This window comes from Bacillus sp. z33 (assembly GCF_058313615.1).
Genome location: NZ_JBZFQN010000003.1, coordinates 383,241 through 405,194 on the forward strand (window position 1 = coordinate 383,241; position 21,954 = coordinate 405,194).

General features: G+C 39.2%; 19 protein-coding genes and 1 tRNA gene. 16 read left to right on the forward strand and 4 right to left on the reverse strand.

Annotation, left to right across the window (positions count from 1 at the left end; all coding sequences use genetic code 11):
• Positions 1–132: 132 nt before the first annotated feature.
• The 7 genes from AC4G3L_RS13620 (at position 133) to AC4G3L_RS13650 (ending at position 6,646) form a co-directional block, all read left to right on the forward strand.
• The gene (locus AC4G3L_RS13620) at positions 133–1,623 is read left to right on the forward strand and encodes a tetratricopeptide repeat protein (RefSeq protein ID WP_491077526.1); all 1,491 of its coding nucleotides are present in this window, start codon (positions 133–135) and stop codon (positions 1,621–1,623) included.
• A 127-nt stretch (positions 1,624–1,750) separates the two neighbouring features.
• A complete protein-coding gene (trxB, locus tag AC4G3L_RS13625; RefSeq protein ID WP_491077527.1) occupies positions 1,751–2,704 on the forward strand; it encodes a thioredoxin-disulfide reductase in 954 nt (317 codons plus the stop codon).
• A 294-nt stretch (positions 2,705–2,998) separates the two neighbouring features.
• Complete coding sequence (locus AC4G3L_RS13630; protein ID WP_491077528.1) at positions 2,999–3,463, forward strand: 8-oxo-dGTP diphosphatase; 465 nt, start codon at positions 2,999–3,001, stop codon at positions 3,461–3,463.
• A gap of 3 nt (positions 3,464–3,466) precedes the next feature.
• Positions 3,467–4,393 carry an RNase adapter RapZ gene (rapZ, locus tag AC4G3L_RS13635; protein ID WP_491077529.1) on the forward strand — a complete coding sequence of 309 codons (927 nt, stop codon included), beginning with the start codon at positions 3,467–3,469 and terminating at the stop codon, positions 4,391–4,393.
• Positions 4,368–5,363 (forward strand): gluconeogenesis factor YvcK family protein, encoded by a 996-nt coding sequence (locus AC4G3L_RS13640; protein WP_491077530.1) that lies wholly within the window; start codon positions 4,368–4,370, stop codon positions 5,361–5,363. Before rapZ ends, AC4G3L_RS13640 begins: the two co-directional genes overlap by 26 nt.
• A gap of 36 nt (positions 5,364–5,399) precedes the next feature.
• Positions 5,400–6,341: a DNA-binding protein WhiA gene (whiA, locus tag AC4G3L_RS13645; RefSeq protein WP_491077531.1), complete on the forward strand. Its 942-nt coding sequence runs from the start codon at positions 5,400–5,402 to the stop codon at positions 6,339–6,341.
• Between the two features lie 47 nt (positions 6,342–6,388).
• Complete coding sequence (locus AC4G3L_RS13650; protein ID WP_491077532.1) at positions 6,389–6,646, forward strand: HPr family phosphocarrier protein; 258 nt, start codon at positions 6,389–6,391, stop codon at positions 6,644–6,646.
• 75 nt (positions 6,647–6,721) lie between these two features.
• Here the strand turns inward: AC4G3L_RS13650 and AC4G3L_RS13655 are convergent, their stop codons facing one another.
• From AC4G3L_RS13655 to clpP, 3 genes are all read right to left on the reverse strand, one after another.
• Positions 6,722–9,100, reverse strand: a complete 2,379-nt coding sequence (locus tag AC4G3L_RS13655) for an immune inhibitor A domain-containing protein (protein WP_491077533.1) — start codon at positions 9,098–9,100, stop codon at positions 6,722–6,724.
• 171 nt (positions 9,101–9,271) lie between these two features.
• Positions 9,272–10,696, reverse strand: a complete 1,425-nt coding sequence (locus AC4G3L_RS13660; RefSeq protein ID WP_491077534.1) for an amino acid permease — start codon at positions 10,694–10,696, stop codon at positions 9,272–9,274.
• A gap of 420 nt (positions 10,697–11,116) precedes the next feature.
• On the reverse strand, positions 11,117–11,782 hold the full coding sequence (gene clpP, locus AC4G3L_RS13665) for an ATP-dependent Clp endopeptidase proteolytic subunit ClpP (protein WP_491077732.1): 666 nt from the start codon (positions 11,780–11,782) through the stop codon (positions 11,117–11,119).
• Between the two features lie 250 nt (positions 11,783–12,032).
• Here clpP and AC4G3L_RS13670 point away from each other — a divergent pair.
• The 9 genes from AC4G3L_RS13670 (at position 12,033) to eno (ending at position 21,136) form a co-directional block, all read left to right on the forward strand.
• Positions 12,033–12,104: transfer RNA gene (locus AC4G3L_RS13670), tRNA-Arg, on the forward strand.
• A gap of 177 nt (positions 12,105–12,281) precedes the next feature.
• Complete coding sequence (gene rpoN / locus AC4G3L_RS13675; protein WP_491077733.1) at positions 12,282–13,574, forward strand: RNA polymerase factor sigma-54; 1,293 nt, start codon at positions 12,282–12,284, stop codon at positions 13,572–13,574.
• A gap of 46 nt (positions 13,575–13,620) precedes the next feature.
• Positions 13,621–13,860, forward strand: coding sequence for a glutaredoxin family protein (locus tag AC4G3L_RS13680; protein ID WP_491077535.1), 240 nt, complete (start codon positions 13,621–13,623; stop codon positions 13,858–13,860).
• Positions 13,861–14,003: 143 nt separating this feature from the next.
• Positions 14,004–15,035: a sugar-binding transcriptional regulator gene (locus AC4G3L_RS13685; protein WP_491077536.1), complete on the forward strand. Its 1,032-nt coding sequence runs from the start codon at positions 14,004–14,006 to the stop codon at positions 15,033–15,035.
• A gap of 59 nt (positions 15,036–15,094) precedes the next feature.
• Positions 15,095–16,102 (forward strand): type I glyceraldehyde-3-phosphate dehydrogenase, encoded by a 1,008-nt coding sequence (gap, locus tag AC4G3L_RS13690; RefSeq protein WP_491077537.1) that lies wholly within the window; start codon positions 15,095–15,097, stop codon positions 16,100–16,102.
• A 171-nt stretch (positions 16,103–16,273) separates the two neighbouring features.
• Positions 16,274–17,458 (forward strand): phosphoglycerate kinase, encoded by a 1,185-nt coding sequence (locus AC4G3L_RS13695; RefSeq protein ID WP_491077538.1) that lies wholly within the window; start codon positions 16,274–16,276, stop codon positions 17,456–17,458.
• A gap of 36 nt (positions 17,459–17,494) precedes the next feature.
• Positions 17,495–18,253, forward strand: a complete 759-nt coding sequence (tpiA, locus tag AC4G3L_RS13700) for a triose-phosphate isomerase (protein WP_491077539.1) — start codon at positions 17,495–17,497, stop codon at positions 18,251–18,253.
• On the forward strand, positions 18,250–19,785 hold the full coding sequence (gene gpmI / locus AC4G3L_RS13705) for a 2,3-bisphosphoglycerate-independent phosphoglycerate mutase (protein WP_491077540.1): 1,536 nt from the start codon (positions 18,250–18,252) through the stop codon (positions 19,783–19,785). Before tpiA ends, gpmI begins: the two co-directional genes overlap by 4 nt.
• Positions 19,786–19,840: 55 nt before the next feature.
• Complete coding sequence (eno, locus tag AC4G3L_RS13710) at positions 19,841–21,136, forward strand: phosphopyruvate hydratase (protein ID WP_491077541.1); 1,296 nt, start codon at positions 19,841–19,843, stop codon at positions 21,134–21,136.
• A 116-nt stretch (positions 21,137–21,252) separates the two neighbouring features.
• On the opposite strand, the gene AC4G3L_RS13715 is transcribed toward eno, so the two are convergent.
• Positions 21,253–21,819 (reverse strand): Ltp family lipoprotein, encoded by a 567-nt coding sequence (locus AC4G3L_RS13715; protein WP_491077542.1) that lies wholly within the window; start codon positions 21,817–21,819, stop codon positions 21,253–21,255.
• Positions 21,820–21,954 lie beyond the last annotated feature (135 nt).

The window sequence follows — 21,954 nt, forward strand, 5'->3', positions numbered from 1 at the left end:
GGGGAAAAACATCCCCTTCGAGCCTCTGTCTTATGCTCCTCGCTCCTGGGCGAGGCCCTTCCGCTTTTCTTCCTATAATTCTCTTAATATGGTATAATTGTAGGGTTAAAGTATAGGTGTTTGGAGGACTAGATGGGGAATAATACTAATTTGACTAAGATGGCAAAAGTTGTTTCTTTTAACCCCACGGGAGAGTTCTATTTTACAAAAGGAATTAAAGCTTTCCAGCGAAGGGAATTATATAGAGCTAAGAAATATATGAACCGTGCGCTACAGTTGGAGCCGGGTGAGCCGATGATTGCTTGCCAGTTGGCTGTTATTTGTACGGAATTAGGTGAATATCAATATTCGAATGAGCTGCTTGAGAATATTCTGCAGGAGTTGGATCCGTTTATGACGGAGTGCCATTATTTCCTTGCGAATAACTTTGCTCATATGGGTTTATTTAAAGAGGCCTATAAGCATGCTAATGAATATTTAAATAAAGACGAGTTTGGTGAATTCAGCGAGGATGCAGAAGATCTTTTGGATTTAATCACTTTCGAGACGGATGAAACGGAAGAGACCTTGGAGCTTCAGGACGATTTGATGATGCGGCAGGAGGTTGCACGCGAATTGCTGGAAGCAGGTAATTTTGTGAAGGCCGTTGAGAAAATTGAAGAGTTGATAGAGCTATATCCGGAGTTTTGGTCGGCCTATAACAACTTGGCACTGGCTTATTTTTATGTCGGTAAAACAGACGAGGCCTTTGTAACGCTTAATCGTGTACTTGAAAAGAACCCCGGTAATTTACATGCCATGTGCAATGGGATGGTCTTTCATCATTACCAGATGAATCAGGAAAAACTGGACGAAGTTTTTACAGTCCTTAAGAAAGTTCGGCCTATTTTGGAAGAGCATCGTCTGAAATTAGGGGCGACCTTTGCGCTGACAGGTTATTATGAGGAAGCCTTTATGTGGCTTCGTCAATTGCAAAAGAGGGGCTACGAAGGAGACGGTACTTTCTATTACTGGCTCAGTAAATCTGCTTATCAAATTGGGCAGAATAGAGTCGCAGAGCAGGCCTGGGCTAAAGTGGTCGAATACAGTCCAGATAAAGAAGGGCTTGAGCCTTGGGGTGAAATGGCTGATGATGAGGAGTCTGGATTTGAGGTGCATACTCCTTCCATTATTAAAAAGATGGAAAGTGAGTATGTGGAGGAAAGATTATTTGGTCTCTTTCTAGCCAATCATTCCGGAGAATTTCAAAAAATCAAGGTCCATGCCTCGTATCTAGCTAACAAACGATTCAGTTCTATGGAACTGGCTTATAAAAAACATATTGAATTTCCGGAGGACCATCCATTTTTTGCGGCAGAAGTGGCTGATACCTTATACAGGATCTATCAGCCTGTGAAGCTGATTGAAGCCGGTCTCTATTTGTTATGGTTTTCTGTATATGCAGAAGGGCAAGAAAATGGTATTCAATTTTCTAATCCGCTAGCTTGGTCAGCAGCCATTGATTATGAGTGGCACAAGCTGCGCGGAGAGAAGGAAGCGCAAAAAGTAGTGGCTGAACGTTATGGTGTATCCATTTCTACACTTTCCAAGTATGTAAAGCTTGTAGCAGACTTGTTGCAATGAGCAAATTTTTGGACCACAGATGTATAGTTTAATACGATTAGTTCGAGGATAATACGTGAAGTGAGATGGATGTAACAGAGGTTACAAGTCCTATTAATAGATGTTCGTGATGGAGGAGTGTTTCATAATGTCTGAGGAAAAAATCTATGATGTGATTATTATTGGAGCGGGGCCTGCAGGTATGACAGCAGCCGTATATGCATCCAGAGCCAATCTTTCCACTTTAATGCTGGAAAGAGGAATTCCAGGCGGGCAAATGGCGAATACAGAGGAAGTGGAAAATTATCCTGGGTATGAAACCATTTTGGGACCGGATTTATCAACTAAAATGTTCGAACACGCGAAAAAATTTGGTGCTGAATATGCTTACGGTGAAGTGAAAGAAATAACTGATGGGAAAGAATATAAGACCATTGATGCAGGTTCAAAGCAATATAAAACACGTACAATTATTATCGCTACCGGTGCTGAATATAAAAAAATAGGCGTACCGGGTGAAAAAGAGCTTGGCGGGCGCGGTGTATCCTATTGTGCAGTTTGTGACGGAGCTTTCTTTAAAAATAAAGAACTTGTTGTTATTGGTGGTGGCGATTCTGCTGTTGAAGAAGGTGTTTACTTAACACGTTTTGCTTCTAAAGTGACCATCGTACACCGCAGAGATGAGCTTCGTGCACAGAAAATACTGCAACAGCGTGCTTTTGAGAATGAGAAAGTAGATTTCATTTGGAATTCTACGTTGAAAACCATTAATGAAAAAGATGGCAAGGTTGGCGGCGTTACACTTATATCCACGGTCGATGGATCTGAGCGTGAATATCCGGCAGATGGAGTATTCATTTATATTGGAATGCTGCCATTAACGAAACCATTCCAAAGTATCGGGATTACGAATCAAGCAGGATACATTGAAACGAATGACCGTATGGAAACAAAAATCCCGGGTATATTTGCAGCGGGAGATGTTCGTGAAAAGAATTTACGACAAATTGTTACAGCTACCGGTGATGGTAGCATAGCTGCTCAATCAGCTCAGCATTATGTGGAAGAATTGATGGATCAGTTAAAAGCAGAAGCTCAATAAAGATTGGCCGGAAGATAAGTAATAAATTTACATTTACGTCATTATTACTTAATTTGGCTGTAATCAAAGTGCAATACAAATGGGGTAGAATGAAAATAAGAAATTGACCCCCTTTTATATACTTTTATGGCATAGGTTATTAAAACCTATGCCGCTTTTTTTGTTAAATGTCGAAAAATTTGTAGTACGTTTTTGAAAATAACGACGATTAGCTTACATTGTTCATGCACATCTAAAATAGTATAATAAGGATAAGTCTATTTAATTTGTGCTGTACAACTGAGGTGAAATAGTTTGCAAAGAGTAACCAATTGTATGTTAATGGTTGATGGTCACGCCCTTATGCTTCAGAAGCCTAGAAGAAACTGGTGGGTAGCACCCGGCGGTAAAATGGAATCTGGAGAATCGATACATGACTCTGTCATTCGTGAATTCTTTGAAGAAACTAATTTAAAGATTAAGTGCCCTGAGTTAAAAGGCATTTTCACCATGGTTAACTTAAAGGATGACGAAATCGTTCATGAATGGATGCTGTTTACTTTTCGTGCTTATGCATTTGAAGGAGAAGCGTTTCAGGAGAATGATGAAGGCATTCTAAAATGGCATCAATTAAACGATATTCTGGCGTTGCCGATGGCAGAAGGAGATCGCAAAATATTAGATCATATGATGAATGGCAAAGGTTTACTAATAGGAACTTTTAAATATACAGAGGATTTCACCTTACTTGATTACAAGTTGGAAAGAAACGGGGAATAAATAATGGAAGAAAAGAAAGTCGTAACTGCAGCAACAGAGAGTCGGCTGGTTATAATTACAGGTATGTCGGGTGCCGGTAAGACGGTTGCCATACAGAGCTTTGAGGATTTGGGTTTCTTTTGTGTAGATAACCTCCCTCCAACACTTCTCCCTAAATTTCTTGAGCTTATGAATGATTCAGGTAAAAAGATGAATAAAGTGGCATTAGTGATGGATTTAAGAGGCAGGGAATTTTTTGAACACCTGTTCAAAGCATTGGATGACCTCAACGATTCCTCTAAATTTGTACCAGAAATCTTGTTCCTGGATGCTGATGATTCAGTTTTAGTGAGAAGATATAAGGAAACACGGCGAACACATCCGTTGGCTCCGTCAGGGTTGCCACTGGAGGGGATTAAGCTTGAGAGGGATTTACTGGAAGAATTAAAAGGGCGGGCTCAGACCATCTATAATACATCTAACTATAAGCCGAGGGAGCTTCGCGAGAAAATTTCCGAACAATTTTCTGTTAACCAACGTGTGGAATTTACGATTAATGTGTTGTCATTTGGCTTTAAACATGGCATTCCGATTGATGCAGATTTAGTTTTTGATGTGAGATTCCTTCCAAATCCATTTTATATAGAAGCGATGCGGCCGCAAACAGGGCTGGATAAAGAAGTTTCCACATACGTGATGAAATGGAGTGAAACCCAGAAATTTATTGAAAAATGGGTGGATTTGCTTGATTTTATGATTCCTCAATATAAAAGAGAGGGAAAAGCTCAATTAATTCTCGCTGTTGGATGCACAGGAGGGCAGCATCGTTCCGTGACATTGGCTGAATATCTGAATAATCGATATAAAAATGAGTACCACACCAGTGTAACGCATCGTGATATTGATAAAAGGAAGGTACGTGCAGATGACATCCAGATCAGCACAACCTAGGGTTGTTATCATTGGTGGAGGATCTGGTCTCCCAGTACTCTTAAGAGGTCTGAAAATCTATCCGCTTGATATTACAGCCATCGTGACGGTGGCTGATGATGGCGGTAGTTCCGGCAGGCTGAGAGAGGAACTTGATATCCCTCCACCAGGTGATATACGCAATGTTTTGGCAGCTATGTCTGATGTGGAGCCATTAATCGAGCAAATGTTTCAGCATCGATTCACGGGATCTGAACAATTATCAGGTCATGCTCTTGGGAATTTGATACTGGCAGCGATGACCTCTATTACGGGTGATTTTGTACATGCTATACAGGAAATGAGCAAGGTTTTGAATGTAAAAGGACAGGTGCTGCCTTCTGCGAACCAAAGTGTCATCCTGCATGCAGAACTTGAGGATGGAACGATTGTTTCCGGGGAATCAAAAATCCCATACTCCGGAAAACGAATCAAGCGGGTATTTGTCAGTCCGGATTCTATTGAGCCGCCTAAGGAAACGATTCAAGCGATCAGGCAGGCAGATTTAATTTTGATGGGACCAGGTAGCCTTTATACAAGTATATTGCCTAATTTAGTTGTGCCATCCATAGCCACTGAAATTGCGAATTCTAAAGCCTCTAAAGTATATATCTGCAACTTGATGACTCAGGCCGGGGAAACCCTGAATTATACGGCAAGTGACCATATGAGAGTTATCAATGAGCATTTAGGTGAATCATGTATTGATACTATTTTAGTCAATAAAGAGGATATCCCGGTACATCTAAAATTAAAATACAAAGAAGAGTATGCCCAGCCGGTTATCTTTGATATAAATAGACTCGAACAAATGGGATTACAGGTAATTAAGGATAATATCGTAACCATTCAAAATAACCGAATCAGACATGATACGGTTGTCGTGGCGTCTATTATCTACGATTTATTGAAAGAAAAAAGGGATTCAGAGGCAGTCAATGTGAATGAATAACGTGCAAGTTGTAAAGGGATTGAGGTGTAAAAAGGGATGTCGTTTGCGTCGGAAACAAAAAAAGAGCTAACCAATTTAGAAGTCAAAGATTGCTGCGCACGATCAGAGTTATCGGCGTTAATCCGGATGAACGGATCCTTATCCTTTTCCAATCGTCATCTAATTGTGGATGTTCAAACAGAAAATGCAGCTATTGCCCGGAGAATCTATACTTTATTAAAAAAGCTTTATAGCCTCCAGGTTGATTTGCTCGTTCGTAAAAAGATGAAACTAAAAAAGAACAATGTCTATATTGTACGATTTTCTGAAAAAGCAAAGGTAGTACTTACAGATTTGAATATCATCGAAAATGGTTTCAACATTGTCTATGATATATCAGAAGAGCTTATTCATAAGAAATGCTGTAAACGTTCCTATTTACGTGGGGCCTTCCTTGCAGGCGGGTCTGTTAATAATCCAGAAACGTCTTCCTATCATTTGGAAATATCGTCATTATATAAAGACCATAATGATTCTTTGTGTGAGTTGATGAACTCATTCGGATTAAAAAGCAAAACGCTGGAAAGAAAAAAAGGATTTATCACCTATTTGAAGGAAGCAGAGAAAATATCTGAATTCCTGAATATTATTGGAGGGCATATTGCACTCATGAAATTTGAGGATATTCGTATTGTAAGAGATATGCGAAATTCTGTTAATCGGCTTGTTAATTGTGAAACTGCGAATTTGAATAAAACAATCAGCGCTTCACTGCGCCAGGTTGAAAATATACGATATATTGAAAATACTGTGGGTCTTGATATTTTGCCGGATAAGTTACGTGAAATTGCCAGGCTGCGTGTCGAATATCAGGACGTAACCTTAAAAGAACTGGGAGAAATGGTCTCCGGCGATAAAATAAGTAAATCTGGTATTAATCATCGTCTTCGTAAAATTGACGAAATCGCCGAAAGGCTGCGAACCGGTGAATCTAAATAAGAGCTTTATTATTTATATAAATAACTAAATATGGGGAGGAAATGGCTGTGGTTGAAAAAGAAGTAACTGTCCGGTTAAAAACAGGTTTACAGGCACGTCCGGCTGCACAATTTGTCCAAGAGGCAAGTCGTTTTTCATCTGAGATATCTATTATTGATGGAGAAAAAAAAGTTAATGTAAAAAGTATCATGGGGTTAATGAGCTTGGCAATCAATTCAGGCAAAACCATAACCCTGGTAGCAGATGGGCATGATGAAGAAGAAGCAGTGCAAATTTTAGAAGCATTCATGACAGGCACGAATTAAATCATAGGCCAAAAACCGAACCATGACTCTCAAAAGGAAAGAGGGGGCTTACCAGAAGCCCCCTCTTTTTATGGTTTATTTACTTATCACAATTTTGCCAACGGTACGGTCCTTACTTTGTCCTGTTAATTTGATTTTCACGCCATATTCAGGAATATTACGGCCTGCATCCGGTTTAGCTGGATTTGAATAGTCCCTGCTGTCATCAAATATTGTATATGCTTTAGTATCAAAATCGGACAATGTTAGACCATTTACACTCTTGTAATCAAGATACATTTTATCCGTTTTATCTAATCTAAATGCTGCATCATGAATTTGGTATCGAGTTGCAGCCAAGGATTTATCACTCCACTTCAGTGTTCCCTGATCAGCATCAACTACACCGAGAAAACCTTCGCCTGGATGGATTCCAGTCCAGTTATCCGAATAGCTGTCATCCACATACCAAACGACTAATCCACCATCATATTCCATCAAGCTGTTTCCGCGTTTTATATGAGCGAGTCCTAAATCAACACCCTTGTGATTCCGCCATTCAACCATATAGTAATGCTCGCTTGTATAGAAGCCTTCGTTTTTAGTGAAACCATCTAATGTAAAGGCAGAGGTTGTTGTGTCGGCGTTATCTTTTACAATTTCCTGGCCATTGGCAGTAATCGTAATATCATCTACAAAAAAGCCTGTTTCAATAGCTGCTACATCCGTCCAGTAATTAAATCGCAATTCAATTTTTTTACCGGCATAAGCAGTTAAATCAAATGTACCATCCACCCAGCCATTTGAATTACCAGTTATCCCATTACCTGGATTTTGTCCGTTAGGATTGGTAGCAGTGGTTAAATTGCCTGGTATTCCTGACCAATTCGTTTGCCCTTGTTCACGTACTTGAATAGATGCATAATCCCAATCCTGTTCAATTTGGTACCATGTCTTGAATGATAATTGTGCAGATGACTTATTTGTTAAATCTAGAGTAGTAACCAATGAGTTGCTTAGATTATTACCTTTTCCACTATAATACTCGTACTTCCCGCTATAAGGTGTATTAACAGTGGTTTTCTTATCCGGTAAGTTCACTTTGAGAGCGTCCTGGTTCTTTCCTTTTGTATTGGCTTGGTCGAGAAGGAACTGTGAGCCGCGTCGTGTCAGATCATCGACATCGACCTCTTCATAATTCAGCCAATTTCCTCCTTGGCTCTCTTGCAAATATTCTTTCGCATAAGGGCTGAAACCAGTTGGTTCTGCTCCTGCAACTTTACCTGCCCAGCTGCCGCTTGCCATGATTGACCAATAGCCGATGGCCTCACCTGAGCCTGAATACTGAGTATCATACTCATCCGGTAAGCCTAAATCATGACCGAATTCATGTGCAAATACCCCGGCTGCTCCATCAATTGGCTCAATGGTGTAATCGTAAGCAGCCAATTGCCCATTCCAGTTAGGAACGTCTGTTTCTGTATTCTTGATAGGGAATACGCCTCCCAGATTCCAACGATGAGACCAGATTGCATCTCCTCCAAGAGTACCGCCACCAGCTTCTTCACCTACAGCAGAGTGAACGACCATTAAATGATCGACTAGCCCATCTGGTTCACGTTTATTGCCATCTCCATCTAAATCATAACGATCCTCTTGGTCATATTCAGAAAGATCGACGTTTGGATCAAGCGCGGCAGCTTCAAGTGCTTCTTTTACAAGACTGCGTGCATCTTTGTCACTTCCATCAGGGGTTGGATAATTTGCGCCGTATTCAGCCGCAGGTTTTTTGGCCGTATACCAACCAGCCACTTCCCCATCTACTGTATAGCTGCCACCCGACTGTTGTTCATAATATTGTTTCATGGAAATTAAGTTTTCACCATTAGGGCCTGTGTAGCCTCTTTTTCCAAAAATCATTTGTTGATAATGATCCTTGGTATATTCTTTGTAATACATGTCTGTATCTTCTGGTCTGACATTATTCCCAGCGTAATCAGGAAATTCAATCATTAAAACGAGAACTTTATCTTTTTGTACAGCCCCTCTGTATTTTTCTTCTTTTACTGGTTGAACCACACCATTATGAGGATTGGATCCTTTGCCAGGATGTTTGCCTTTTTTCTTCTTGTTAAATTTCTTTTGCCATGCTTTGATTTGTTTATCAAATTTTTTGGATGAGTCCTTTTTAATGCTGTCTTCCTTTTTCTTTAAATACTTTTTTAGCTGAGTCTTCGCTTCTTGATCGGTAGCATTTTTCTTAATCGTGCCTTCTTTTTTCAGCATAGCGATTAATCGTTCTTCATTCGCAACGCTGAGATCAATAGGACTTCCTGAATAGGAGACGGAAGCATGTTCACTTCCTGAAGAGGTACCAACTGTTGTCGAAATTTGAGTTGCTGATGTGGCTGGTGCAAATGCACTGAATGTTAAAGCGGCAGCGAAGGCTGACGCCAAAAAAGATTTTCCTCGCAAATTGTTTCCTCCTCAATTATGTTTTATTAACATTTTATATATTCTAACTATTCTGTAAAAAACCTCTTTTATAGATAAAAATAGTAAATTTGGATTAGAATGAAAGGAGGGGGTAGGTATTTAGACATAAAAAAAACCACCCTTTTTAAAAAGGGTGGAATGGTCTGCCGATTAACGATCTTTTGCTAAATTACTAGTAAGTTTTCTTGATTTCTTGTTTTTCATTAGTAAAGGATAGAGAACAAGTCCCAGGACGAATAATCCGATTCCGAGAGAGAAAGTTTTCAAATCTGCTGTTCCGGTTTTAATAACCCATACCGTATAAACAAGAGCCAAAATTGAAATGATGCCATCTACAATCCGAGATCTTTTCATCCCGATGTAGGTTTCTCCGGTCAAAATAAGCTTCACTTGGTATACCACACTAACAAAATACGGAATCAAATACGCTAAAGTAGCAACGACCATTGCAAAATCGTAGGCTTCCATAATCGTCCCGGAAATAGTGGAAAATAGGAAGAATTGTGTTAAAAGGTTCGTAATGGTCAATGAGTTGACTGGGCTTCCCTTTTTATTTGTTTTACCGAAAAACGCTGGGAACAGATTTGATTTAGCTGCCTGATATGGAACTTCTGAACTGACAACAATCCATCCGACAGTTGAACCAAATAATGAAATCAACGCAAGGAAGCCTAAGATATAAGCGCCACTTGATCCAATTGCAGCTTGCAGAGCATCAACAAGGGGTTTTTGTGATTGTAGCAATTCCTCTTGTGACAGTGCCCCCATTGTTAACAATGTTATACCAATATAGATGGCAATAGCGATAATCAGACCCGTAATGGTTGCTTTTTTAACATCCGTCTGAGACTTTGCCCGATTCGATAACATAACAGCTGCTTCTACTCCGATAAAGGCCCAAAGAGTGGCAATAGCTGCGTTATTGACTTGTCCACCTAAAGAATAGGAAGTGCCAGAAGCATCTACAAATTCTTTACCATTCATTAAATTAGCAGAATCAAAGATAAATATAGTTACGATAATAAAAAGGGCAAATCCGAGTACTTTTGCGATGGTTGCCATCAAATTCATTTTTCCTGCACTATCGAAGCTTTTGCATAGGATAAAGTGAATCCCCCATAGCATAACGGTACAAACTGCAAAATTTAAAAATCTCCCTAATTCCAGATCTAAATTGCCGCTTGAAAACAAGATGTACTGGCTCTGCATGATTGGGAAGAAGGTTGATAAATATCCGGCAAAAGAAATAATAACCGATGCCGTGGCAGCCCAGTTAGCAGCCCAATACCCCCAGGCAATACTGTAGCCCGCAATTTTACCTTTCTTAGGTGAGCTAAACATAGCTTGTGCATAACTTTGCGGTCCTGTTTTTAATTCGGGCTTCCTAACAGCTAAATTTCCGAATACCAGTGCAATCATTAAGACGCCTGCTCCTGTTAAAATCCATGCCATAGTGGCTCCGATCGGACTAGAAACACCGGCCAGGTTTGCCGGCAGCATAAAAATTCCTCCACCAACCATATTGCCGACTACAAACATAGTTAAAATCCAAAATCCCCATTTTTTATTATTCATGATGAATGACTCCTTTTGTTTTCAAGATAGGTTTTACCATGCAGACCCTGAAAAACATATATAGGACGTTACTCCAGGACACCGTTATAAACCTATACCCAATTTATCTATTGGATATGAAGGTTAGTTAATCGGTTGATGGTCATACATACATAGTTCGTAGATTCTCATTACAAAAACTCTTATTTATTTGGTATGTATTAAATAATGGTACTATCTTAACACCAAACCTTTACTTTGGTAAAGTGATAAACAATTAGAGTGCTAAAATGAGTGTGTATCTACTGAAAATTAAATGAAAGGGGGAGAGGATTCTTTATTATCGTATACAAGAAACAGGAGATTCCCAATTTTATTGCTAAAATTAGGATGGAGTAAACTAAAAAGCTGCCGATTATCTCGACAGCTCTTAGTCAATTATTATTTTTTGTTTTCTTCGGTTACACTGCGTGTGATGATTTTATCAACTAATCCATACTCAAGTGCACGCTCAGCTGTCATAAAGTTATCACGCTCTGTATCACGGGCAATTGTTTCAAGGTCTTGGCCAGTACGTTCAGCCAAAATTTTATTTAAGCGTTCACGCATAAACAGGATGCGTTTAGCTGCAATTTCAATCTCAGTTGCTTGTCCTTGTGCTCCTCCAAGTGGTTGATGAATCATTACTTCACTGTTTGGTAAGATAAAACGTTTCCCTTTTTCACCGGCTGCAAGAAGGAAGGCACCCATGGATGCTGCCATACCGATACAAATAGTTGAAACTTGTGGTTTGATGTATTGCATTGTATCGTAGATCGCCATACCTGCCGTGATGCTTCCGCCTGGGCTGTTGATGTAAAGGTAAATATCTTTCTCTGGGTTTTCAGTTTCAAGGAACAATAATTGGGCAACGATAGAGTTGGCAACATTGTCGTCAATGGCACTTCCAAGCATGATGATACGGTCTTTTAATAAACGTGAATAAATATCGTATGCTCGTTCCCCGCGATTCGTTTGTTCAATAACTGTAGGAATTAAATTCATATATTTCTCCTCCTTATATGTAAAAAAATAATTAACACATTTAGCTTTGACTTTATCATACACTTTATGGTCAATAAAGGTCAAACAAAAGACGCTTACTTTTACTATATGTTTTTTTATTATGGTTAATGTCTTATTTATCTGCTTGGCAGTACACAGTTTGAATGATATTTGCAGCTGATTAATTTATGCATAGAAGTAAAATAATCCCTGATATCCATCTTACCCAACATAAAGGTATGTAAACCTAAGGAATTATTCTTGCAAAAAGACTTTTACTTCCTTATAATATAATTTTGTAGGCTATCATTTTGCCCTCGTAGTTTAATGGATAGAACATAAGATTCCGGTTCTTACGATGGGGGTTCGATTCCCTCCGAGGGCGTATATAATATTGTAGGAAATGTCCCTGTACTGTACAACATTCAGCACAGGGACATTTTTTATTTATTAAGTATTCAATAATTTGTAATATTACCCATTTTTTTCTTGCCTCGTGACTTTCTCTTTACTACTATTAATATAAGCGGTTTTATGAGTTTTGGAAGGCGGGGATTTGAACGTGGAGATTGGTTTGAATCAGCACCAAAGACAGAAACTGACGATGACACCGGAATTAAATCAGGCGATTGCTTTGCTTCAATATCCGGCAATTGAGTTAGCTGCCTATATAGATGGAAAAGCGCTTGAAAATCCATTAATAGAAATTGCAGAAGAGTATCCACAAACTGCTGGGAGAAATCAATATAATTCAATATGGATCGATCAAATCAGTGATGAAACCGTCTCATTAAAATCCTATTTACAGGGACAAATTCCATTTAAAGTCTTAACGGACAAAGAAGAGAGAGTCTTACTATTTTTAATCGACAATATTGATGAAAATGGTTATTTATGTATAGCTTTTGAGGAAGCACGATCCTTCATGGAGATCAAGAAGGCGGAATGGGAGGTTGCTTTATCTGTTTTGCAAGCAATGGAGCCTGCAGGGGTAGGGGCACATAGCCTAAATGAATGTCTGTTATTGCAGGCGAAACGTGAACAAATTAAAAATCCATTCCTGGAAAAAGTCCTGAATGATTATTTCGAGTTGCTGGTGAATCGTAAGTGGAAAGAACTTGCCAAACTGGTTGGGGTGACAGTTATGGATATTCAATCGGTCTTTGATCAGATACAGAAATATACTCCTAAACCATGTTCGTACCTTCATAGGGGCAGACCTCAATATGCGATACAAGATGTAAGTGTAACCTTTTCAGAAGGTTTGCCTGTAATTAAAGTTTTATCCATGAGAACAGTAAAAACAAATGAATTCACTTCATCGTTTGATACGGGAAATGATGAATTAACTAAGAAATACATGGATCAAAAGAGATCAGAGCTAAACTGGCTTAAAAAATCAATCAATCAAAGAGCAGAAACTATATACCGCGTTACACATGCCATTGTTGAAAGGCAACCTACCTTCTTTAAAACTGGAAAGAGCGAGACTGTGAAGCCGTTAACTCTGAAGCAAATTGCTAAAATGATCCATGTACATGAGTCAACAGTTAGCAGAGCGATTAGAGATAAAATAGTGGAAACTCCCTTCGGATCATTTGAAATGAAAATGTTTTTTACGAGCAGTATTTCGACTGATCAAATGGAAGATACATCATCAGAACAAGTAAAACAACACATAGTTCGGTTAATAAAAGCGGAGCAAAAAACATCTCCCTTGTCTGATGAGTCTATTGCAAAGGAACTTAAACAATTTTTGGGGATCCTTATCTCAAGGAGGACAATCGCGAAGTATCGCAATCAGCTTCATATTCCATCCTCCTCAAAACGAAAACGCTATGAGCTTAATGAATAAATTATTTTGTACAGGTAGAAAATAAGAAGGAGCAGGGGGGAAGAGAGTGAGTGTACCAATCATTCATTTTTATACCAAAAAAAATTGCCCACTATGTGATGAGGCAAAGGATCTTTTAAAGTTTATGCAAAGAGAAATAACGTTTACGCTTCTGGAATTCGATATCTATTCAGATGACAATTTACTGGAGCAATATGGACTCATGATTCCTGTAATCGAGCTAAATGGGGAAGTTATTCAATATGGTCATATAGATATAGATGAGTTTCGTCACTATTTAACGTGATGTTCACATTTACATTCTTGCAACTGTTCGAAACTCCTGATAGAATGGAGTTACATCAGGAGCTATTTTTTACATATAAAGGGACATTAAAAGTCTCGCTAGGACAGAAAATGACCAAAGTATATTAAAGGAGTTTGAAGGATATGGATGGATTGCTCCATTTACAGAGAAAATTAATTCCGGATATATTTGAGGTCATGCAAAAAAGATACAATATCCTAAGGACTATTCGCACCTTGCAACCGGTTGGCAGACGGAGCTTATCGCTGACATTGAATATTACTGAACGGATTTTACGCAGTGAGGTAGAATTTTTAAAAGATCAAAAGCTCATCCTCATTGCGAGCTCAGGAATGACGGTTACCAAAGAAGGTGAAGAGGTTCTGGATCACCTTGGTGGTGTAATAAGGCAATTATCGGGTATAGATGATATGGAACGCCTATTACAGGAAAAGCTTAACTTGGAGAAAATTATCATCGTTAACGGTGATAATGACCAATCCCCGTGGGTTATTGATGAGCTTGGGCGCGCCGGTGCATCGCGTATGAAAAGTCTCCTTGCGGGTAAAAATATTATTGCTGTCACAGGTGGCACAACAATGGCTGCAATAGGCAGAATGTTACCTGATGTTTCAGAGCTTCCCGATGTAGATGATATTTTGTTTGTACCAGCCAGAGGCGGTCTTGGTATAGGCGTTCAGTATCAGGCTAATACAGTTTGCGAACAAATGGCTGAAAAGATGCATTCACGATATCGTGTGCTTTATGTACCGGACAATCTGAGTGAAGCGGCATACAATACGCTAACCAGTGAACCGGCTATACAAGAAGTGTTGAATTTGTTGAAATCAGCCAATATTGTACTTCATGGTATAGGCGAGGCCAAAACAATGGCTGAAAGAAGGAAATCATCCGATGAAAGTCTCCAGGTTTTGAGTGATAAAAAAGCAATTGGAGAAGCATTTGGATATTATTACGATGAAGATGGCAACATAATACAAAAAGTCCATACAATCGGCCTTCAATTAGATGATCTGGCTAATGCGGAACATGTAATCGCAGTTGCCGGTGGAGCCTCAAAAGCAAAGGCAATAAAAGCCTATATCAAAATGGCACCTAAAAAACCGATCTTAATTACGGATGAAGGTGCGGCAATTCAGTTACTTAAGGGATAAAACCCTTTTGAATATAATTTAAAATCTATTTCTAAGATTCCAAAAGGAGGAACCTTCTAATGGCAGTAAAATTAGGTATTAATGGTTTTGGTAGAATTGGACGTATCGTATTCCGTGCGGCGTTAAATAATCCGGAAGTAGAAGTGGTTGCAGTTAACGATTTAACTGATGCAAAAATGCTTGCGCATCTTTTAAAATATGACTCAGTTCATGGAACTTTAGATCAAGATGTAACAGTTGACGGAGACTACTTGGTAGTAGCTGGACAACGTGTAAAAGTTCTTGCTGAAAGAGATCCAGCTCAACTAGGTTGGGGAGATCTTGGAGTAGATATCGTTGTAGAATCTACTGGACGTTTCACTAAACGCGCAGATGCTGCAAAACACATTGAAGCTGGCGCTAAAAAAGTTATCATCTCTGCACCTGCATCTGATGAAGATATCACAATCGTTATGGGTGTTAACGAAGATAAATATGACGCAGCTAAACATGATGTTATTTCTAATGCATCTTGTACAACAAACTGCTTGGCTCCATTTGCAAAAGTATTGAACGATAACTTCGGTATCAAACGCGGAATGATGACTACAATTCATTCTTATACAAATGACCAACAAATCTTAGACTTGCCACACAAAGACTACCGTCGTGCTCGTGCTGCTGCAGAAAGCATGATCCCTACAACTACTGGTGCTGCTAAAGCTGTTGCTCTAGTATTGCCTGAGTTGAAAGGTAAATTGAACGGTATGGCTATGCGTGTACCAACTCCAAACGTTTCTGTTGTTGACCTTGTTGCTGAACTAGAAAAAGAAGCAACTGCAGAAGAAATCAATGCAGCATTGAAAGCAGCTGCTGAAGGTGAATTAAAAGGAATTCTTGAGTACAGCGAACTTCCATTAGTATCTCGTGACTACAATGGAACTACTCAATCTTCTACTATTGATGCTCTTTCCACAATGGTTATGGAAGGCAACATGGTTAAAGTACTTTCTTGGTACGATAACGAAACTGGTTACTCCAATCGTGTTGTTGACCTTGCAGCTTACATTGCTAAAAAAGGTCTTTAATCCTTTGGAAGTAGTTGGAAACTAATTTTAAAGGTATAATGAAAGTGATTCAGGGGGGAGAGGGGAAGATTCCCCTTTCCTCTTGTTTTATATGAACGGCAATTAATCAGAGTTTGGGCAGACCTGATTAAGTCTTTAGCTGGTCCCTTATTTTAAAGGAGGTTCATTTAAATGAACAAAAAATCGATTAAAGACATTGATGTACAAGGCAAAAGAGTATTTTGCCGCGTTGACTTCAACGTACCAATGCAAGATGGCAAAGTAACAGATGACACAAGAATTCGTGCAGCTTTACCGACTATTCAACTTTTAGTTGAAAAAGGCGCAAAAGTAATTCTTGCCAGCCATTTGGGTCGCCCGAAAGGTGCAGTAAAAGAAGAATTACGCTTAACTCCTGTTGCTGCGCGTTTAAGCGAATTACTTGGCAAAGATGTTAAAAAAACAGACGAAGCATACGGAGAAGCAGTACAAGCTGAAATCGGGCAGATGAAAGATGGCGATGTACTTCTTCTGGAAAACGTACGTTTCTATCCTGGTGAAGAAAAGAACGATGCAGAATTGGCAAAAGCATTTGCAGATCTTGCAGATGTCTACGTAAATGATGCATTCGGTGCGGCTCACCGTGCGCATGCTTCCACTGAAGGAATTGCGAAACACATTCCTGCTGTTGCTGGATTGCTAATGGAAAAAGAATTAGAAGTGCTTGGAAAAGCTCTTACTAAACCAGAACGTCCATTCACAGCAATTATTGGTGGAGCAAAAGTAAAAGATAAAATCGGTGTAATTGATAATCTTCTTGATAAAGTGGACAACCTAATCATTGGCGGTGGACTGGCTTATACGTTCATCAAAGCTCAAGGTTATGAAATTGGCCAATCTTTATTGGAAGAAGATAAAATCGAATTGGCTAAGTCCTTCATCGATAAAGCAAAAGAAAAAGGTGTTAATTTCTTGATGCCGGTGGATGCGGTCATTGCTAAGGAATTCTCACCTGATACAGAATCTAAAGTCGTTGATATTGATGCGATCCCAGCTGATTGGCAAGCGCTTGATATCGGTCCGAAAACAGCCAAATTATACGAAGACACTATTAAAAATTCCAAACTCGTGATCTGGAATGGACCAATGGGTGTATTCGAATTTGATAAATTCGCGGGCGGTACAAAAGCAGTAGCTGAAGCACTTGCAAATGCGGAGAATACATATTCCGTAATTGGTGGCGGAGATTCAGCTGCAGCAGTTGAAAAATTCAACCTAGCAGATAAAATGAGTCACATCTCTACTGGCGGCGGTGCTTCCTTAGAGTTCATGGAAGGTAAAGAACTTCCAGGTGTTGTAGCTTTAAACGATAAGTAAAAACATTATACGGACACATATAGGAGGATGAGGAAAATGCGTAAACCAATTATCGCAGGAAACTGGAAGATGAATAAAACGGTTAGCGAAGCTTTACAATTCGTAGAGGAAGTTAAAGGTTCCATTCCTTCTCCAGAAAAAGTGGATGCGGTTGTGTGTTCTTCTCCACTATTTCTAGAATCACTTGTTAAAGCAACAACAGGAACTGATCTTAAGGTCGGTGGACAAAATATGCACTTTAAAGAAAGTGGCGCATTTACGGGCGAAGTAAGTCCGGAAGCACTTTCAGATTTAGGGGTAGACTATTGTGTAATTGGACATTCCGAACGTCGTGAAATGTTCAATGAAACAGATGAGTCAGTTAACCAGAAAACATTAGCTGCTTTTAAACACAATTTGATTCCTATCGTGTGTTGTGGGGAAACATTGGAGCAGCGTGAAGCTGGTGAAACGAAAGCTCTTGTAGCTGATCAAATTAATAAGGCATTTCAGGGCCTTACAGAAGAACAAGCTAAGAAAACAGTTATTGCTTATGAACCAATCTGGGCAATTGGTACAGGTAAATCTTCCACAGCAGCTGACGCAGATGAAGTTTGCGGTCACATCCGTCAAACAATCGCTGAAAGCTTTTCAACTAACGTGGCAGAGGCAATTCGGATTCAATATGGCGGTTCTGTTAAACCTGAAAACATCAAAGAATATCTTTCCGAAGATAATATCGATGGTGCTTTAGTTGGCGGAGCAAGCCTTGAACCAACTTCTTTCTTAGGACTATTGGAGGCTGTTTCTAAATGAGTAAGAAACCAGTAGCATTAATCATTCTCGATGGATTTGGATCCAGAGAAGTAACACAGGGAAATGCTGTGGCACAGGCTAACAAGCCAAACTTTGACCGTTATTGGGCAGAGTATCCACATAATTTCCTGACAGCGAGTGGCTTAGCAGTTGGTTTGCCGGAAGGACAAATGGGTAACTCAGAGGTTGGCCATTTGAATATCGGTGCAGGCCGAATTGTTTACCAAAGCTTAACTCGAGTAAACCTTGCGATTCGCGAAGGTGAATTTGAAAAAAATGAAACATTCTTAGGTGCAATTCAGCATGCGAAAGAAAACAATACGGCTCTTCACTTAATGGGTTTATTATCTGATGGTGGAGTACACAGCCATATTGAGCATTTATTTGCTTTACTTCGCTTGTGTGCCAAGCATAACTTCACAAATGTTTATGTACACGGTATTTTGGATGGACGAGATGTTGGTCCTCAAACTGCTGAAAAATACATCCAACAAACTGAAAATGTTTTTAAAGAAACAGGTGTCGGCCAATTCGCGACTATTTCAGGACGTTATTATTCCATGGATCGCGATAAACGCTGGGATCGTGTAGAAAAAACATATGATTCCATGACATATGGTGAAGGACCTGCCTATTCTTCCGCTATGGAAGTAGTAGAAGATTCTTACCGTAATGGGATTTTCGATGAGTTCGTTCTGCCATCTGTTATTACGAAAGATGATGGACAGCCAATAGCGAAAATTCAAGATAATGACTCTGTCATTTTCTATAATTTCCGTCCTGACCGTGCCATCCAAATTTCAAACGTATTTACAAATGAAGATTTCCGCGGCTTTGACAGAGGCCCAGGATTACCAAAAGATTTGTATTTCGTTTGCTTGACTCACTTTAGTGAAACCGTTAAAGGATATGTTGCATTCAAACCAACAAATCTGGATAACACAATAGGTGAAGTCTTAGCACAAAATAACTTAAAACAGCTACGTATTGCTGAAACCGAAAAATTCCCACACGTTACCTTCTTTATGAGTGGTGGACGTGAATCTGAATTCCCAGGTGAGAAACGTATTTTGATTGATTCTCCAAAGGTTGCCACGTATGACCTTCAACCTGAAATGAGCGCTTATGAAGTGACTGAAGCCCTCTTAAAGGAATTGGATGAAGATAATCATCATGCTATCATTCTTAACTTTGCTAACCCTGATATGGTCGGGCACTCCGGAATGCTTGAGCCTACAATCAAAGCAATTGAGACTGTAGATGAATGCCTTGGAAAAATCGTCGATAAAATCCTATCTATGGGTGGAAAAGCCATCATTACAGCTGACCATGGTAATGCTGATGAGGTAATCACTCCATTGGGAGATCCGATGACAGCACATACAACAAATCCTGTTCCAGTGATTGTCACAGATAAAGAGGTAACACTCCGTGAGGGTGGAATTCTAGGTGACTTAGCTCCGACTATGCTAGATCTATTGCATGTTGAGCAACCGGAAGAAATGACAGGAAAATCTTTAATTCAAAAGTAAATTGAACAAACTATAAAATGTACTATATTTTCCAAACAAAAGGAGAGAAAATTTAATGCCAATTATTATTGACGTTTATGCACGTGAAGTATTAGACTCCCGTGGTAACCCAACAGTTGAAGTAGAAATTGAAACAGAATCTGGCGCATTCGGCCGTGCAATGGTACCAAGTGGTGCTTCCACTGGTGAATACGAAGCAGTAGAACTTCGTGATGGCGATAAAGATCGTTACCTTGGAAAAGGTGTACAAAAAGCAGTAGATAACGTAAACAATATCATTGCTGAACAAATCATCGGTATGCATGTTCTAGATCAAGCTGGAATCGATAAAGCGATGATCGATCTTGATGGAACTGAAAACAAAGGAAAATTAGGAGCAAACGCTATTCTTGGTGTTTCCATGGCTGCTGCAATTGCTGCTGCTGATTACCTAAACATTCCTTTATACCGCTACCTTGGCGGATTCAACACGAAACAGCTTCCAACTCCTATGATGAACATCATCAACGGTGGTTCTCACGCTGATAACAATGTTGACTTCCAAGAATTCATGATTATGCCTGTTGGAGCTCCAACTTTCAAAGAAGCAATCCGTATGGGTGCTGAAGTATTCCACAGCTTGAAAAAAGTTCTTCATGATAAAGGCTTAAACACTGCTGTAGGTGACGAAGGCGGATTCGCTCCAAACCTTGGTTCTAACCGTGAAGCTCTTGAAGTAATTATCGAAGCAATCACTAAAGCTGGCTACGAAGCTGGTAAAGATATCTATCTTGCAATGGACGTAGCTTCTTCTGAGTTCTTCAACAAAGAAACGAAGAAATATGATCTAGCAGGCGAAGGACGCAATGGTCTTTCTTCTGAAGAAATGGTTAACTTCTATGAAGAATTAATCAATGAATTCCCAATCATCTCTATTGAAGATGGACTAGACGAAAACGACTGGGACGGCCACAAATTGTTAACTGAGCGCATTGGCGATCGTGTACAACTTGTTGGTGATGACTTGTTCGTTACAAACACTAAAAAGCTTGCTGAAGGTATCGAAAAAGGTATCGCTAACTCTATCCTAATTAAAGTTAACCAAATCGGTACTTTAACTGAAACTTTCGATGCAATCGAGATGGCAAAACGTGCTGGCTACACTGCAGTTGTATCCCACCGTTCCGGTGAAACAGAAGATTCTACAATCGCTGACATTGCAGTAGCAACAAACGCTGGCCAAATCAAAACAGGTTCTATGAGCCGTACAGACCGTATCGCGAAATACAACCAACTTCTTCGCATCGAAGACGAACTTGGCGATTTAGCTGAATACAAAGGTCTTGGATCTTTCTACAACCTTAAAAAATAATGAAATAATGGGACGCCATTATTTCCATTACTCTCGGAACGTCTTTTCCCTTTTATTTAAAGGGAGGAGGCGTTCTTTTTTGAAATAAAAAAAAGTAGCAAAAATGCTACTCTAAATTACTCCAAATTATCTACGGCATATTGAGCTTCTTCTGCAGTAAATTTTTCTCCATACTCAGAAACTAATTGGTCATAAATAGCACTCTTAGACATATTCATGGTCTCAGCATAAATCTTTGCTTTCTCTAGTGCATTTGCTTTCCAATCAAATTCAAGATTATCAATCGCATATTGAGCTGCGTCAGCAGGGAACTTTTCTCCATACTCAGAGACTAGTTGATCATAAATAGCACTTTTTGACATATGCATGGTCTCAGCATACTGTTCTGCTTTTATTAATGCAGAACGATATTCTCTCGAAACACTAACTTCTTCAGTAGTCGTAGTTACTTCTGCAAAAGTTGTTTCTTCATCTGCTACTTCTTCGGTAGTTGGTTTCTCTTCTGCTGGTTCATTCTCAGTGTTATTAACTACATCTGTTTCTTTTACATCAGTAGAATCAACAGTATTACTCATTTCACTTTCTTCATCAGAAGTACCCATTGCCATAATTAATATAATTGCAATTAACCAAACCCACCACTTTTTATAAAATGGCTTTTTCTTCTTTTCCTTTAGACCCATTATAAACCCTCCTTTTTAATTATCTTAGAAAATTATATTAACATATTTTTACTTAGAATAACGACTATTTTTATTACAAATATAGATATGTATGGTAGAGTTGGATTTTATTATAAATAATGAATTTTAATATAA